13 protein-coding genes are annotated in these 17,468 nt (G+C 46.0%); 9 read left to right on the forward strand and 4 right to left on the reverse strand.

The genetic code is table 11. The features are described from left to right. Positions 1 to 97 precede the first annotated feature (97 nt). Entirely contained in the window at positions 98 to 952 is an 855-nt protein-coding gene (locus DWY79_RS08405) for a helix-turn-helix transcriptional regulator (RefSeq protein ID WP_005859912.1), read from the reverse strand. 11 nt (positions 953 to 963) lie between these two features. Then, positions 964 to 2,493: a glycoside hydrolase family 10 protein gene (locus tag DWY79_RS08410; RefSeq protein WP_005859910.1), complete on the reverse strand. Its 1,530-nt coding sequence runs from the start codon at positions 2,491 to 2,493 to the stop codon at positions 964 to 966. 206 nt (positions 2,494 to 2,699) lie between these two features. On the opposite strand from DWY79_RS08410, the gene uvrA reads away from it, so the two are divergent. Next, entirely contained in the window at positions 2,700 to 5,483 is a 2,784-nt protein-coding gene (uvrA, locus tag DWY79_RS08415; RefSeq protein ID WP_121962432.1) for an excinuclease ABC subunit UvrA, read from the forward strand. A 547-nt stretch (positions 5,484 to 6,030) separates the two neighbouring features. Here the strand turns inward: uvrA and DWY79_RS08425 are convergent. After that, on the reverse strand, positions 6,031 to 6,249 hold the full coding sequence (locus DWY79_RS08425; protein WP_005863339.1) for a hypothetical protein: 219 nt from the start codon (positions 6,247 to 6,249) through the stop codon (positions 6,031 to 6,033). 49 nt (positions 6,250 to 6,298) lie between these two features. After that, positions 6,299 to 8,101: a T9SS type A sorting domain-containing protein gene (locus DWY79_RS08430; protein ID WP_122369193.1), complete on the reverse strand. Its 1,803-nt coding sequence runs from the start codon at positions 8,099 to 8,101 to the stop codon at positions 6,299 to 6,301. Between the two features lie 73 nt (positions 8,102 to 8,174). On the opposite strand from DWY79_RS08430, the gene hflX reads away from it, so the two are divergent. From hflX to DWY79_RS08470, 8 genes are all read left to right on the forward strand, one after another. Next, positions 8,175 to 9,386 carry a GTPase HflX gene (hflX, locus tag DWY79_RS08435; RefSeq protein ID WP_005859898.1) on the forward strand — a complete coding sequence of 404 codons (1,212 nt, stop codon included), beginning with the start codon at positions 8,175 to 8,177 and terminating at the stop codon, positions 9,384 to 9,386. Between the two features lie 21 nt (positions 9,387 to 9,407). Beyond that, the gene (locus DWY79_RS08440; protein ID WP_008779088.1) at positions 9,408 to 11,396 is read left to right on the forward strand and encodes a DUF4954 family protein; all 1,989 of its coding nucleotides are present in this window, start codon (positions 9,408 to 9,410) and stop codon (positions 11,394 to 11,396) included. A gap of 5 nt (positions 11,397 to 11,401) precedes the next feature. Further along, the gene (locus tag DWY79_RS08445) at positions 11,402 to 12,283 is read left to right on the forward strand and encodes an AraC family transcriptional regulator (protein WP_005863332.1); all 882 of its coding nucleotides are present in this window, start codon (positions 11,402 to 11,404) and stop codon (positions 12,281 to 12,283) included. A gap of 97 nt (positions 12,284 to 12,380) precedes the next feature. Then, positions 12,381 to 12,938 carry a glucose-6-phosphate isomerase gene (locus DWY79_RS08450; RefSeq protein WP_011967258.1) on the forward strand — a complete coding sequence of 186 codons (558 nt, stop codon included), beginning with the start codon at positions 12,381 to 12,383 and terminating at the stop codon, positions 12,936 to 12,938. A gap of 3 nt (positions 12,939 to 12,941) precedes the next feature. Next, positions 12,942 to 13,901, forward strand: a complete 960-nt coding sequence (locus DWY79_RS08455) for an ROK family protein (RefSeq protein WP_008779090.1) — start codon at positions 12,942 to 12,944, stop codon at positions 13,899 to 13,901. Then, positions 13,882 to 14,670 (forward strand): glucose-6-phosphate isomerase family protein, encoded by a 789-nt coding sequence (locus DWY79_RS08460; RefSeq protein ID WP_122369194.1) that lies wholly within the window; start codon positions 13,882 to 13,884, stop codon positions 14,668 to 14,670. The genes DWY79_RS08455 and DWY79_RS08460 overlap by 20 nt, the downstream gene beginning before the upstream one ends. Positions 14,671 to 14,702: 32 nt before the next feature. Then, positions 14,703 to 16,139: a sugar porter family MFS transporter gene (locus tag DWY79_RS08465; RefSeq protein WP_122369195.1), complete on the forward strand. Its 1,437-nt coding sequence runs from the start codon at positions 14,703 to 14,705 to the stop codon at positions 16,137 to 16,139. Position 16,140: 1 nt separating this feature from the next. Beyond that, positions 16,141 to 17,400 (forward strand): cellulase-like family protein, encoded by a 1,260-nt coding sequence (locus tag DWY79_RS08470; protein WP_122369196.1) that lies wholly within the window; start codon positions 16,141 to 16,143, stop codon positions 17,398 to 17,400. The last annotated feature ends 68 nt before the right edge of the window (positions 17,401 to 17,468 follow it).

Below are 17,468 nucleotides of genomic sequence, written 5' to 3' on the forward strand. Positions count from 1 at the left end.
TCTGGACGCAAATGTATAGGGAATGCTAAAGGGGAGAATTGTTATTTTTGTCCAAAGAGTTGCAAAAGTTGAGAGATTTAAAAAAAATCATTGAATATTATGTATTTTCATCCTTTAGAGAACGGACAGAGCGGGGAGATTGGCCGAAATTAGCCCTGCAGAAGTGCGAGAAGTTAGAAAGCGATTCAAAGCCATACTTGTAGCAAATCTCGGATATGGAAAGCTCTGTCATGATAAGGTCGTTATGAATGTCTTGGCATTTGCGTTTCAGCATCCATTGATAAGCGGGCTCTCCAAACGTATCCTTGAAGATACGGCGGAAGGTGGGTACGCTGTAGCCTCCCAATTGGGCGAAGGTCTCCACGTCTTTCGCCTTCTGGTAGTTCTGCATCACGAAATACTGGAAACTGTGGCTATACCGGTAAATCGGGGCGTAAAAGGCGGCTAGCTCCTTGATGGGGTAGTAGCAGTTCAGCAAGTAGACCATCTCCGAGCGTTTGGCTTGCATCAGTCCGGAGCATCTTAAATCATCGTTGAGGTAAAGCTTCATGCCCTCGATGAAGAGTTGTATCGGCGGGACCATCGTCATTACGATGGGCTGCTGGCGTTCGTTCTCCACGATGGAGATGCCTTTGTTGAAACGATTGTCGCATATGTTTTGCGGACGCTCGAAGAGATAGATGATACATTCGGTGTAGTCGAGTACCTTGCACTCCACTTTCGAGCCGATCGGTTGCAATACGAACTGTCCGCCCCGGAACGTGGTGTCCGGGTGCTCCTCGCTGTTCAGCCAGATCTCTCCCTTGACTAGGAAAAAGACCATGTTCTGCATGCATCTTGTCTGAGGGATCACGTACCCTTTCGGATAAAGACGATACTTGAATATGTCCCTCTGGTAGAAACTACAAGAGGAACAGTCGGTATATTTGGTGCAGCGATGGTCGGTTAACATAATTGGTGTCTTTATAATTTTACTTTCTTTGTCTTGCCCTCGCTCTCGTTGTGAAAGCGATCTACGGCGGTCACTACATAGCGATATTTTACCTTTCCTTTCTCGTAAGGCATCAAGTAGCCGGTTTCCCGGGTGATAGCCACGATCTTCGAGGGATCGCTCGTGTCTATCGGCTCCTTGTCGTTAAAGCGATAGACCACGAAATAGGAGGCTAGCTCCGGATTCGTGGGGCTTTGCTCCGCTTGCCAATGTAACAAGAAGCCTTTAGGTGTCCATTCGGTCTTTAGCTTGCTTACGTCTTTTGGCGGACGGTTATGCATATGGGTATAGGCCGGGATAAGGGCCGGGTAACGGTGGTAGTTCCGTTTCAGGCTGTCGGCTACGCCCTTGTTGTTCCATAGAATCTCATTGGCGGGCCAGAAACAATTGCCGCTCACGTGAGGCAAGGCACGCTCGTAACGCATCTTGCGGGTTAATTGGTCCGCTTTCATGGTGCGGGCCACGTCTTGCCCGATATATAAATGACCTCCGTTGGCGTTTTTGTCCCACCATTTGATAAGCGTGATGTAATCCGCCGCCGGGTGTCCGATCTCCCAATAGATCTGGGGGATGTTATAATCGATCCAACCTTGCTGTACCCAATAGGTGATATCGGCGTAGAGGTCGTCGTAGTTTTGCAGACCGTTGGTATTGCTACCCGATCCGTCTGCGGTGCTTTTCTTGTTGCGGTAGATGCCGAAGGGACTGATACCGAAGCGTACCCAAGGCTTGGTGAGCAGGATGGTACGTTTCAATTCCCGGATCAGGGTATTCACGTTCTCCCGGCGCCAATCGTTCCTTTGCGCCTCGCTGTATCCTTTTCGCAAGCCGTATTTCCGGAAGCTGTTATCATCCGGGAAAGGCATACCCGCCGCGGGATAGGGATAGAAATAATCGTCCATATGTATAGCGTCCACGTCGTAACGGCCGACGATATCACGCACTACCCGGCAGATAAACTGACGGCTTTCCGGCAATCCCGGGTCGAAAAGGATTTGTTTATTATAGGTGACAAACCATTCGGGATGCTTATGATAGATGTGGGAATCGGCGAAACGGGTGTTTCCCGCCGTGCTCGCCCGGTAAGGATTCAACCAAGCGTGAAACTCCATGTTCCGTTTATGGCATTCTTGGATCAGGAAGGCCATCGGGTCGAACTCACCTGCCGGGGCTACGCCTTGCTCTCCGGTGAAGAAGCGGCTCCACGGCTCGATATCGGATTTATAGAAAGCGTCCGCCTCGGGGCGCACCTGAAAGATGATGGCGTTGATGCCGCATGCTTGCAGGTAATTAAGCTTGCGGATGAAGTCTTTTTTCATCCGGGCGGGAGTCATATCCTTGTATTCGCCTTGAAAAGCGGTCTGTATCCATGCTCCCCTAAACTCTCGCTTGGCCTCCTTGCCCGTACTCGTAGCCGGACGAGGCTTCTCGCGAACCGTAGAACATGAGGTTATCGCACAAAAGAGAATCGCTACTAAGAAGCGAAAATATTTAATGTACATGGGTGCCTTGCTGTGTTTGTCTATGAAATTTTCAACAAATGTAGAAGATTCCCTGTAAATATGAAATATTTCACCCTTGTTATTTTATTTACTTGGCAGTAGAGACGAGGCACACCCTGTCTAACTGTGTGAATTAGTTCGATGAAGATAGGGCAGAATCGGTTAGTTTTGGCTATCTTTGCGTTAAAGAAAAAGATAAAGGTAATATGTCTGAGAGCAATTCGATTTTCATCAAGGGGGCACGTGTCAACAACTTGAAAAATATAGATGTAGAGATTCCGAGGGACAAGCTGGTGGTGATAACCGGGCTGTCGGGGAGTGGAAAATCATCGTTGGCGTTCGATACCCTTTATGCGGAGGGACAGCGTCGGTATGTAGAGAGTTTATCCGCTTACGCCCGCCAGTTCTTGGGGAGGATGAGTAAGCCGGAATGCGACTATATTAAGGGAATACCGCCGGCTATCGCTATCGAGCAGAAGGTGAATACCCGTAATCCGCGTTCCACGGTCGGTACATCTACCGAGATTTATGAGTATTTACGCTTGTTATATGCTCGCGTCGGGAAGACGATATCGCCGGTTTCCGGCACCGAGGTGAAAAAACATCAGGTGAGCGATATTGTCAAGGAGGTCATGCGATACCCCGAGGGGACTCGTTTTGCCGTATTCGCCCCGGTTGTCTTGCCGGAAGGCCGGGATATGAAGGAACAGCTGGAGATCTTGCGGAAAGAAGGATATGCCCGTCTGTCGGTGAATGATACGGTATATCGTATCTCGGAGGTACTGGCCAGCGAGGAGTTACTGTCTTACCCGATCGAGTTGTTGGTGGACCGCCTGACGGTATCGGACGATAAGACCTTGAAAAGCCGTTTGGCGGATTCGGCCGAGACCGCTTTCTTTGAGGGCCATGGTACCTGTTTGATCCGTATTTATACGGAGGAAGGGGTAGTCGTGAAGGAATTCTCGAAGAAGTTTGAGGCGGATGGCATGATATTCGAGGAGCCTACCGATATGATGTTTAGCTTTAATAATCCGTTGGGCGCTTGTCCGACTTGTGAGGGGTTCGGTAAGGTGCTGGGCATCGATGAGAATCTGGTGGTGCCCGATAAAAGTTTGTCTGTCTACCAAGGAGCCGTGGTTTGCTGGAAAGGTGAGGTGATGGGGGAATGGCTGAAAGACTTTATCGTGAAGAGCGAGAAATATAACTTCCCGATCCACCGCCCGTATTACGACTTGACACAGAAAGAGAAAGATTTGTTGTGGCATGGGGCGAGAGGTTTACACGGCATCGACGATTTTTTTAAGTTCGTGGAAGAGAATCTTTATAAGATACAATACAGGGTGATGCAAGCCCGCTATCGGGGAAAGACGACTTGCCCGGTTTGTAAGGGGAGTCGCTTGAGGCCGGAAGCGCTGTATGTGCAAGTGGGTGGTAAGAATATCGCCGAGCTGGTAACGATGCCGGTTTCGGAGGCAAAGGCTTTCTTTGATCAACTGGAACTAGACGAGACGGATGCGGCGATCGCTAAACGTTTGCTCACGGAAATCAATAATCGCTTGCAATTCCTGTTGGATGTGGGGTTGGGTTATCTGGCTTTAGATCGCCTCTCGGCCTCTTTATCCGGAGGAGAGAGCCAACGTATCAATCTGGCTACCTCGTTGGGTAGTAGCTTGGTGGGTTCGTTGTATATTTTGGATGAGCCGAGTATCGGTCTGCATTCCCGGGATACGGATTTGTTGATCAAGGTATTGCGACAGTTGCAAGCCTTGGGGAATACCGTGGTCGTGGTGGAGCATGATGAGGAGATTATCCGTGCGGCGGATTATATCATCGATATCGGTCCGAAAGCAGGGCGTTTGGGGGGCGAGGTCGTTTATCAAGGCGATGTGAATAACCTCCGGAAATGTACCGATAGCCACACGGTACGTTATTTGACGGGAGAGGATCAGATCGAGATCCCGCCTTACCGCCGTCCGTGGAATAATTATATAGAAGTGACAGGGGCCCGGAAGAATAACTTAAAGGGCGTGGACGTGAAGTTTCCTTTGAACGTGATGACGGTGGTTACCGGCGTGAGCGGTTCGGGTAAAAGTTCCTTGGTTCGTGATATTTTCTACGAGGGCGTGAAACGCCATTTGGATGATGCCGCCCGCCTGACCGTAGATTGCTCCGGTATCAGTGGAGATTTGAATATGATTCAGGCGATCGAGTTTGTAGACCAGAACTCGATCGGAAAGAGTTCTCGCTCGAACCCTGTGACGTATATCGGCGCTTACGATGAGATCCGTAAACTATTCGGCGAGCAGCCTCTAGCGAAGCAGATGGGATATAACGCCGCTTATTTTTCCTTTAATAAAGAAGGAGGTCGCTGCGAGGAATGTAAGGGCGAGGGCAAAATCACGGTAGAGATGCAGTTTATGGCGGATATCACCTTGGAATGCGAGGCTTGCCACGGCAAACGCTTCAAGCAGGATGTATTGGATGTAGAGTATCAAGGCGCTAACATATACGATGTGTTGGAAATGACCGTGAATCAAGCGATCGAGTTCTTCGAGAAAGGTTCCGGCTCCCAAGAAAAGAAGATCGTGAAACGCTTGAAACCGCTGCAAGACGTAGGTTTGGGCTATATCAAGCTGGGACAGACTTCCTCCACTTTATCCGGTGGTGAGAACCAACGTGTGAAACTGGCTTATTACTTAGGCCAAGAGAAGCAGCAACCTACCTTGTTCGTTTTCGACGAGCCTACGACCGGTTTACATTTTCATGATATCAAGACTTTATTGAAAGCTTTCAATGCCTTGATCGAGAAAGGCCACTCCGTGGTAATTATCGAGCATAATATGGATGTGATCAAATGCGCGGATTATGTGATTGATTTAGGACCGGAAGGCGGAAAGGCCGGCGGACAGCTGGTTTGTGCCGGCACACCGGAGGAGATAGCGGCTTGCGAGGCATCCTATACCGGAAGGTTCCTGAAAGATAAATTATAATGCCTCTAGTTGTAGAGACGTAGCGTGCTGCGTCTCATCCCATCAAAATAGTAACTTAAATTCCATACAATAAGTATGCGAATGACGTAGTTGTACAAACTATTGAATAATAGCATCTTAAAAAAGATGATTATGTTTCCCGAAAAACACGTACGTGTTTCTGAAAAAAGTCGTACATGTTTTTCGGGAAACACGTACGTGTTTTTTCCGGATCATACGATCGGGTACAAAAGCGTACATGAACCTATACAACAAGCCTCCCTTATCATCAGACCTGAAAATGAATGTTTGGATGCGGTTTTAGTACTAGTGAATAAAACGTAAGATTTCTGAAAGTAACTCATTTTAAGGAAGTAACCAAAACAAGTAGATTGGATTCCCTGTTAAGATTGTACTTATTTATAATCGAATAATTTATACTGTGCGTGTGCTCTTTACGAGACATTCAAGTAGCCTGTGAAGGCGAAAAAGCAGTAATATTAATACTAGTGTAATAAAATAAAGTTCATTCAGCCTGTTCTTCTGTGAAGAAAAACAGGCTGTGTTTTTATTGCTTGGCAGGATCGTCGTCTTTATTCCACTTATCTCGCATTCTCAGACGTTTGACTTGCAGATAGCGTAGAAGGATGATGATGACGAGCGTAGCGCCGATCATCAAGAAATATTCGGTATAATTGTTTCCGGGATTGTTTCCCGGCCAGCCGATGATACTCATTACGATTAAGTAAACAAGTAAGGCAATTGTTGTGATATTGATCTTCTTCATATTCGTTTTATTCTAAAAACAGGGCAAAGATATAAGATTGTTTCGGGCTTTAGGAGGTTAAAACGCATTTGTACTGTGCCCGATAATGTTCTGTTTGAATAATTAAGATATATAAACCTTGTGGGAGGGGAATCGGGAGGATAGGGTTCCCTGCCTGTACCGCTTGCGTGAATACTAATATGCCTGCCGGAGTAAACAGTTCGACTTTACCGGGGGATGGAAGATTAGTAATGAATAAAGTCTTGTTCTCTAGCTGATAGCTTAATTCCGGAAATGAAAATACTTGATTGGAAACAGGGGAATCTTGTTGGGCTTGAGGTTCCGATGTCGGGAAAGATATGGGTGCGTTCGTTGATAATAATTTATAATTGGCTGGTTCGGATGTATTATATACAGATAGGCTGGTACTTTTATGCGCTTTGACAAAGAAAGCGGAGAATGGAGGGATGGCGAAATCGCTACCGATCACGTAGGGTTGGTAGGTGGAGCCGTCATATATATAAATGTATCCGTCTAAGGCCGAGTTTGATTCTATTTGACTAAGAGATAAAGGAGCCGGCAGAGGATTACCGCATAGATACCAGCCGTTGTGATTCTGGTTCTGGCTTTGGTTGTTAATGCTTACCGGAATAGAGGCTTGACCGTTTTTTCCGAAATCTATAGGGATATCTTTTGCTTTCGAGGAGAAACGAAGGTTCTGACGATCGGCGGAAGCGTCAATAGCGATCAGGTATCCCTTGTTCTTCTTGAAGATGGGCTGGGATGTATTGATTATTGTTCGTGGTATGACTTCCCAGTTGTTGGAAGGGCTTTGTGAATTAGCTCGCTTTTCTCCGTTATAGGTTTGTACGTAAAAGTAATTACCGTTTGTATCGCTTTTGTCATCACCCAGTTGGAAATCCGGGTCTATGCCGGATGCGAATACATCGAAGGGGAAGGAGATAAAATACCATTTGCCTTTTTGAGCGAAGGTCTTCTCGATTGTTATTTTGCCGGAGATGTTAATAGTTCCAGACGATCGCAAGGTGGAGGAAGACGCCAAGATACCATCATTAGGATAGATGGTAAGGTTATTTGCGGATAGATTTCCGGTTGGTAAAATATGGATATTTCCATTGCCAATAAAGATATCTTTACAGCTGATATTTGTATTTATGGAGATATTGCCGTTAATCAAGGCGTTGCGGTGACGGTAGGCGGGTAGGTGGCTCCAGCGATCCTCATGGTTCCAATCGCTGTTTCCGGTAAATAGGGAATAGGTAGGAATCATGCCGTGTGCGTAAACGCTGTCTACATAATAATAGCCGTTTTTGGTATTGGCGGCCGGTGTGGGGACGATAATATCCAATCCCGGGGGATTGCTGCCTATATCCGTCTTTTCGAATGAAGCAGTAGCATCGTCTTTATTTAAAGTTATGATCGACACATATTCTGGTTTGTTAGGGCGGTAAGTCTTAACTTGCATCTTTTCTCCGAGCATTAAATGGATGCCCCCTTTCCGTATACTGATTTTTATATCTTGATGATCTGTTAACGTGAAATGCTCGAAAGCCGCTTGCGTATTCATTGGCATTCGTAACCCGTAGTTTCCGTGGCTGTTAGGAATATCTTTCACGCCGGAGATATCTTCAATAAGGGCTTCACCTGTAATGGCATAATCCCAATTATCAGTCGGAAGTCCCTCAAATGTCTGCATCCGAAACGTATCCCGGATAGATATATTTGCGTTACTTTGCACAAAACTTTCCCATGTAGATGGATTTGAAACTTGTGACTGGATAAATTGTTGTACGAATAGGAATGCCGTACAAACGACAACGCATCTGGATAGATGCCAAATTCTCTTTTTCATAGCTAAGTTGATTTATATTTGTAAATATGTTCGCAAATATACGTAAATAATTGAAATAATATATCTTTGTGGCATGAAAGAATTTATCATATCTGAGGCACAGACCGAAAAGGCCGTTTTGGTGGGTTTGGTTACCCCCGAGCAAAATGAGCAAAAGGTTAAGGAATATCTGGACGAATTGGCTTTCTTGGCCGATACGGCAGGGGTGGATGCGGTAAAGCGTTTTACCCAGAAAATGGATTACCCGAATTCCGTCACTTTTGTCGGGACCGGTAAATTGCAGGAAATTAAGGAGTATGTGGTAGAGAATGAGATCGGCTTGGTGATCTTTGATGATGAGCTGAGTCCGAAGCAACTCCGTAATATTGAGAAAGAATTGCAGGTGAAAATCTTGGATCGTACGAGCTTGATCTTGGATATCTTCGCTAGCCGTGCACAGACCGCCCATGCGAAGACACAGGTGGAGCTTGCACAATATAAATATATGTTACCCCGCTTGACTCGTCTGTGGACACACTTGGAGCGTCAGCGAGGCGGCGTAGGTATGCGTGGTCCGGGTGAGACACAGTTGGAGACTGATAAACGTATTATCTTGGATAAGATCGCACGATTGAAGAAAGAGCTGGTGGATATTGACAAGCAAAAAAGCGTACAACGGAAAAACCGGGGTAAGATGGTACGTGTAGCGTTAGTCGGATATACGAACGTAGGTAAATCTACCTTGATGAACTTATTGAGCAAGAGTGAGGTCTTTGCCGAGAATAAGTTGTTCGCTACGTTGGATACGACCGTACGCAAGGTCATTATCGAGAACTTGCCGTTCTTGCTGTCTGATACGGTCGGATTTATCCGCAAGTTACCGACCGAGCTGGTGGAATCTTTTAAATCTACCTTGGATGAGGTACGGGAGGCGGATTTGCTGGTACATATCGTGGATATCTCACACCCGACTTTTGAGGAGCAAATAGAGGTCGTGAACCGTACGTTGGCGGAGATCGATAAGACCGAGAAACCGATGATCATGGTTTTCAATAAGGTGGACGCATTTACCTTTGTCCCGAAAGAGGAAGATGATTTGACCCCTCGTGGTCGTGAGAATATCGATCTGGATGAACTGAAACGTACGTGGATGGGAAAATTGCAAGATAATTGCATCTTTATCTCCGCCAAGGAACGTACGAATATAGAGGCGTTGAAAGAGATGTTGTATGAACGGGTCAAACAAATCCATATCACCCGTTTCCCCTACAATGACTTCCTCTTTCAGCAATATGATGAAGAGTAGAGTCTTACAAAATTAGTACCAATGAATCATTTGAGAAATTTGCGGCCGGATGAGATCGCCACCTTGCGATCTCAGGCTTGCCGGGCCGATGATTGGAATCAAGTTTGGGTTCCAGAAGTGTTTGATATTGAATATGTGAACCACGTACGTTTTTCAGGAGTGGTTAGGTTAGGAGCCTTTCGTAAGGTGTTTACCCTGCCGGGAGGATTGGTGAAGCATAGCGGGCTTCGTCATGTTACCCTACATAATTGCACGTTGGGGGATAACGTGTTGATTGAGAACGTACAGAATTATATCGCTAATTACCGGATCGGTGATGACTGCTTTATCCAGAATATAAATGTTATGTTGGTGGAAGGCAAGGCTACGTTCGGGAATAATGTCGAGGTGTCGGTCTTGAATGAGACCGGCGGGCGTGAGGTTCCGATTTACGATGGCCTGTCGGCTTCATTGGCTTATATTATAGCATTGTACCGTCATCGTCCGGCCTTGATCGAACGCTTGCGGGATATGATTACCGCTTATACGGAGGGTATTGCCTCTACGGAGGGAACGGTTGGCGATAAGGTCAAGATTGTCAATACCGGTACGATCCGTAACGTGAAGATTGGTGATTACGCGACCATAGAGAATAGCGCACGTCTGGAAAATGGTTCCGTAAATAGTAAGAGAGAGGCCCCGGTATTTATCGGGGATAGTGTGATCGCGCAAGATTTCATTGTCTCTTCGGGAGCCAAGATCGCGGATGCCGCTAAGATTATCCGTTGCTTTATCGGACAGGCTTGCCAAGTGACGCATAACTTCTCGGCCCATGATTCCTTGTTGTTCAGCAACTGCGCTTTCGAGAATGGGGAGGCTTGCGCTATTTTCGCCGGTCCGTTTACGGTGTCTATGCATAAGAGTAGTTTGTTGATAGCGGGAATGTATTCGTTCTTGAACGCGGGAAGTGGCTCCAACCAGAGTAATCATATGTATAAGCTGGGACCGATTCATCAAGGGATCGTGGAACGTGGTTCCAAGACTACCAGCGACTCGTATATCCTTTGGCCGGCCCGTATCGGCGCTTTCTCTTTGGTAATGGGCCGCCATCATCATCATAGCGATACTTCCGATATTCCATTCTCCTATTTAATAGAGAAGGATGATGAGACTTACTTAGTCCCGGGAATTAATCTTCGCAGCGTAGGTACGATCCGTGATGCCCAGAAATGGCCGAAGCGTGATAAACGTACGGACCCGGATCGCTTGGATATGATTAACTATAATCTATTGAGTCCCTATACGATCCAGAAGATGCTGAAAGCAGTAGATATCTTGAAAAACCTACAAGCATTGGTTGGAGAGACTTCCGAGATTTATTATTATCAGAATACTCGTATAAAAGGTTCCTCCCTCCGGAATGCGTTGAACTTTTATGGGATGGCAATTAATAAGTTCTTTGGTAACTCGTTAATCAAGCGTTTGGAAGGTACGACCTATTGTTCTATGGAAGAGGTCTGGGAGCAATTGCGTCCTACGGAATCCAAAGGCTCCGGAGAATGGCTGGACTTGGCGGGCTTGATCCTCCCGAGGGAACCGCTAGATGCCTTGTTGCAAGATATCGAACAGGGGGAAATCGCTTCCTTAGAGGATGTGGAATGCTTTTTCCGTTTGGTTCACGGACGTTATTATTCCTTGGAATGGACATGGGCCTACGAGATGATCGAACGTTATTATGGGGTGGATCTCCGTTCGATTTCCGCCGCAGAGATTATTGATCTGGTTCGTCGTTGGCAAGAATGTGTGATCCGCTTGGATGAGATGCTTTATGAGGATGCCCGTAAGGAATTCTCCTTGACTTCTATGATCGGTTTCGGTGTGGATGGTTCCAACAAGGAAAAACAACAGGATTTCGAGGGTGTTCGAGGAGATTTCGTGAATAATCCGTTTGTTACCGCCGTGCAGGAACATATCGTGAATAAACGGGCGCTTGGGGATGAACTGATCGAGAGGTTGAAACCTTTAGTATAAAGCCTATGAAACCATTATTTCAAGAACTGCCATTCCCGATAGATAGTCACATTCATTTCTATGTGGAGGATCTACCGCATTTTATAGTGCCTTGGCACTACCATCCGGCTATTGAGATAATGTATATCACAAGTGGTACGGGTACTCGCTTTGTCGGGGATCATGTGGAAGGATATTTCGAGGGCGATGTTTGTATGATCGGCCCTCAACTGCCACATGAGTGGAGAAACGACCCTGTTTATTTCGATAAGAGCTCCGGCTTGCGGGCTACTTGTATTTGCTTGTTCTTCAAGCGTCAGATTTTTGAACCTAATTTAATCCGTCTTCCGGAGATGAATAATATCCGGGAATTGATAGAGCGTTCCCGTAGAGGAATTAAGTTTGTGGGTAAGTCCCGGAAGAAGATTGCCGAGCTGATCAGCCAATCCGCCAATGAGACGGGAGCGAGTAGGGTGATCAAATTGATTGCTTTACTGGAATTAATGGCGACTTCCGAAGAATATGAGATATTAGCCAGTACGGGGTTTACGGAAACGGTCAACTCGGACGATTTCGAGCGTTTCAATAAGGTCTATAAATATCTGGTGAAGAACTTCACGTCTCCAGTGAAGCTGGAGGAAGTCGCCGCTTTGGTAGGCTTGACTCCGACCGCTTTTTGTCGTTATTTCAAGAAACGGACCAAGAAGACTTTCGTGGAGTACCTGAATGACATGCGCATAGGACACGCGAAAAAACTATTGATAGAGGGAAACCTGAAGATATCCACGATTAGTTCCGAGGCCGGATTCAATAATCTATCCAACTTCATCGGCCAATTTAAGAAAACCACGAATATGCTTCCATCCGAGTACCAGAAAAAATATAAGGAGCGCCTGGATGGAGAATAAGGACAGGATTTCATAGTTGTTTGGAAAAATACTAAAATAAAGCCCAAGGTATTCGATCTATTTTTGCGATATAAGTTGTATCGTAAAATAGAATATCATGGAACATAAAAAGATTGTAATCCCATCCTTGTCATTTTTTCAAAATGAGTTAAAGGGGGAAGGTGTGGTAAAGAGCCGGAGAACTTTAGGTGAGCTTGCCGGAATTTTTGAGAATCAAGATGCTTATTCCCAATTACCATTAGATCAATTAGCATACGAGGTATATAGTTATTTACCGGAGCGGGAAGGCACTCCGGGAGGGCTTTATTTTGGTATTACTCAATTATATCCGGGAAAGGTGGGAGATGAGTATTTCATGACGAAAGGCCATTTTCATCAACAAGAGGATCGTTCGGAGTATTATTGGGGATTGGAAGGCGAAGGTATGTTGATCTTGATGGATCGGGAACGGAATACGTGGGCGGAAAGGATGATGCCGGGTAGCCTGCATTATATACCGGGCGGTGTAGCGCACCGGGTAGCTAATACTGGAAATAGCGTCTTGTCATTTGCCGCATGCTGGCCTTCGGATGCCGGGCATAATTATGAAGAGATAGCGAATAAGGGCTTCTCGGCCCGATTGGTAGAAGTGAACGGTACCCCTAAATTGCGATAGCTTATGTATACGATAGCGATAGATTTAGGGGGGACGGTCGTAAAGATCGGACTATTGTCTGATGGTGAGATCGTAGACTGTGTGAGATTACCTTCCCGTCTGGCTCTGGGATTAGCTCTGAACTTACCTAAGATAAAGGAGGCGATCGATCGGTTGTTGGCCGCTTGGCGTATTGATGTGGCGGCGCTTCGTTGTATCGGCCTGGCTTTTCCCGGGTTGGTAGATCCAATTCATAACCGGGTAATCTCTACGAATGAGAAGTATGATGATGCCTGTTCGATCAGTCTGGATAAATGGGCATGGGAGAATTGGGAAGTTCCTTTCTGCATGGATAATGACGCTCGTTTGGCCGTAGCCGGAGAATGGTGGCAGGGTGCGGCCCGGGGAAAGAACAATGTAGTCATGATGACAATCGGAACCGGTATCGGTACGGGAGTCGTGATCGATGGACGGCTTCTGTATGGACAGCATTTTCAAGCGGGTTCTTTGGGAGGACATTTTGTGTTGGATTATAAGGGCCGTCGATGTTCATGCGGGAATAAAGGCTGTGTAGAAGCTCTGTCTTCCTCTTTTTTCTTGCCGACCATTATCCGGGAGCATGCCCTTTTATCGGAATCATTTAAGCGAGATGCGGATATCTATGATTTCAAGCGCATTTTCAGGTTGGCGCAGGAGGGGAATACAGACGCTTTATTGATTAGAAACGAATGCATGGATATCTGGGCATCGGCGATAATAACCTATATACATGCTTATGATCCGGAAGTGGTGATTCTGGGAGGGGGGATTTTAAAAAGCCAAGAGGTAATCATTCCTTATATCAGTAAGCGAGTGGATGAATTAGCTTGGTGTCCTTCCGGGAAAGTCCCGGTTGTCCCGGCAATATTGGGCGATGACGCCGCTTTATTCGGCTTGGAGTATTTCATGGTAAAACAACAGCAAAATGAACGGATTTGTATTTGATAAAGGAATTGATATAACACCGGTTCAATCGCCTATGGGGTTTACCTATGGGGCGGGTGTATTTGGTCCGGAGGTCGAGATTCGCCGGCTGGAAGATATACGGGCTAGTTTGCGTGATCCTCAATGCAAGGGACCGGAGCAGGTTTACTCGATCGCTATGGATGTCGGCAAAGAAGAACATCGTGTGTTGCTGAATAAGTTACATTTGTTATTCGGGGTAGTGACATATAGCGCTGGTAAATTGGGGCAGGAGCCAGTCAGAAGTCAAGGGCATATTCATAAGATATCTCCTTATAGCGGTTGGTCTACGCCGGAAATCTATGAGATTTGGTCGGGAGAGGCGATTATTTATATGCAGGAGTATGCGGAGGATCAGCCCGGTCGATGTTATGCGGTACATGCCTTTCCGGGGGATGTAGTGATCGTTCCTCCCTATTGGGTACATGCGACGATTAGCGCAAATCCGAGATTACCTTTGACTTTCGGGGCGTGGTGCGATAGAGATTATGGTTTTGTGTATGAGGGGGTTCGTAAACACAGGGGAATCGCTTGGTTTCCTGTATTTAATGGAAGCGATGAATTGGAATGGATCGCAAATTCGATGTACGATTCCTCTCATTTGATTTGTAAATCTCCTTCGGATTATATTTCTTTAGATATTCGGAAAGGGGTATCTATTTACAGACAATTCGAGGAAAATCCGGAGATTTTCTTATATGTGCCTAATCCGGCGTTGAAGGCGGAGGTATGGCGTGATTTCGAGCCTTGAGTTTATAGATGGATTAAATACACAAGAAAAACATGAGAAACACGAGCTATAGATATTGGATGATTTATGTAATAGCGATTGTCGCCGCTATGGGAGGACTATTGTTTGGCTTTGATACCGGCGTGATTTCCGGGGCGATTCCTTTTTTCCAGAAAGATTTTGGCATAGACGATAGTATGGTGGAGGTAGTTACTTCCTCCGGTTTGCTGGGAGCTATTCTGGGAGCGCTGTGTTGTGGTAAATTGACGGATCGCATAGGACGTAGGAAAGTCATTTTGACTTCGGCTGTTATTTTCGCTTTCGGTGCGTTAGGATCGGGTTGGGCTCCGGACATTTACCACTTGATTGCCGCCCGTTTATTCTTGGGAGTGGCTATCGGGATATCTTCTTTTGCGGTGCCTCTTTATATCGCAGAAGTTTCCCCGGCGAAGTCACGGGGGATGTTTGTCGCCATGTTCCAATTGATGATTACGATCGGGCTTCTGGTATCTTATCTTTCGGATTTGTATTTTGCGGATGAGACGTCTGTTTCATGTTGGAGGCCGATGTTTTATGTGGGGGTGATTCCCGCTATTATTTTGTTCGTGGGTATGTTGCTGGTTCCACCATCTCCAAGGTGGTTGATGTCCGTTGGCAGGGAGGAGGAGAGTTTATCGGTCTTAAAGATGATCGAGCATCCGGATCAAGTAAATGTCTCATTTGAGCAGATGCGGAATGAGATGCGGAAAAATGATGAGCGACAAGGGCGTTTTAAGGATTTGGCTCAGCCTTGGTTGAGGAATGCGTTGGTTATCGCTATTGGTATCATGTTCTTCCAACAGTTCGTAGGTATCAATACGGTGATCTATTATAGTCCTAAAATATTCTTGATGGCCGGTTTCGATGGTGCGGTCTCTGCGATTGGGGCTTCTGTAGGGGTGGGAGTTGTCAATTTATTGTTCACGTTACTGTCTGTCTACTTCGTAGATCGGCTGGGAAGGCGTAAACTTTATTTTCTGGGGTTGAGCGGTATCGTGATTTCCTTGTCGCTACTCGCTACCTCTTTTATATTCGCCGCTCAATTAGGGGATTCCGGGAAATGGCTTTCCATTGTCCTTATTTTCTTATATGTGGGATTTTTCGCTATCAGCATCGGGCCTCTAGGTTGGTTGATTGTGTCGGAAGTGTTTCCACAAAAGTTAAGAGGGCTGGGGGCTTCTCTCGGTTCATTGTCCGTTTGGTTTTTCAATGCGATCGTATCGTTTACCTTTTTCAAGATACTGAAGGTATTCTCAATACCGGGAACCGATTTAACGATCAATGGCGAAAGCCAAGGGAATCCGGCGGGAGCGTTCTTATTTTATGCGTTTATTGGAATTGTGGCGATTATTTGGGGATATTTCTATGTACCGGAAACGAAAGGAGTTTCATTGGAGAAGATCGAGGCTTTTTGGAGAAAAGGAGGACACCCGAAAGATAAAATAATATAATATGGATAGAAGAGTATTTATTAGACAAACAGCAGTTGCGGCATTAGGCGGCTTAGTGGCTTTTGATTTATCAAAGGCATCAACTAAAAGAGAAATGGCTTTTGCCGGGAAAGGAGAAATCTCGCCTCGGGCAATCACCATGTGGGATTTTTCTTGGTTGGAGAGGCGTTGGCCCGGAGCCGGTTATGAGGACTGGGACCAAGTATTGGACGAGCTCTCGGAACGGGGGTATAATGCGATACGTATTGATGCTTATCCTCATTTAATAGCGGAGAATCCAATGAAGAAATGGTTACTTAAAGAAGTCTGGAATCAGCAAGATTGGGGAAGTCCGGATATGAATGAGGTACAAGTTCAACCGAATTTGAACTTGTTCTTGTCGAAATGTAAGGAGCGGGATATTAAGGTCGGGCTTTCTTCTTGGTATCGTCTCGATGTGGATGAGGTTTGCCTGAAATTAGATACACCGGAGAAATTGGCGGATTGCTGGTTGACAACCCTTCGTTCGATCGAGGAGGATGGGTTATTGGATACGATCCTTTATGTGGATCTTTGCAATGAGTGGCCCGGTGATTCGTGGGCTCCTTTTTTCGCTAAGACATATCCGAATGTCGGTTGGGGGAATTGGTATAAGGAGGAATCCTTACGATGGATGAAAACCTCGTTGGAGAAGATGCGACAAGCATATCCGGATATGCCATTCTTATATTCTTTTGATCATGGGGATGTCAAGAAATATGAAGAGGTGGATTGCTCTTTTCTTGATTTGTATGAGCATCATATTTGGATGGCCCAACAGAATGGTGGAGAATTTTATAAGCTGGTGGGATATGGCTACAATCGTTTTTCACCGGATGATTATAAGAATGTGGTGAAAAACGCGGAACGGGTTTATCGGGAAAGACCTGAATATTGGCAGAAATTGTTGACTGATAAGATCGAGCTTATGGCTTCCGTGGCCCGGAAGAATCGCCGTCCTCTCGTTACGACAGAATGTTGGGGATTGGTGGATTATAAGGATTGGCCTTTATTGAAATGGGATTGGATAAAGGATCTTTGCGAGTTAGGAGCTATTACGGCTGCCCGTACGGGTATGTGGGTCGGTGTAGCGACCAGTAATTTTTGCGGACCTCAGTTTGTTGGGATGTGGCGGGATGTGGAATGGCATAAACGCTTGACTTCCATCATCCGTTCTTCTCCGATTGATGCGTCTCTCATGAAGAATAATGAGGTAGCGACCAAATTGTTGAAACGGCTTTAATCTTGGGATGGTATGTATTACGATCATTCTTATATTTTGATAAGATTCTAAAAGCAGGAGGTAAATTT

This window comes from Parabacteroides sp. AF27-14 (genome assembly GCF_003635425.1).
In the GTDB taxonomy this organism is placed as follows: domain Bacteria; phylum Bacteroidota; class Bacteroidia; order Bacteroidales; family Tannerellaceae; genus Parabacteroides; species Parabacteroides distasonis.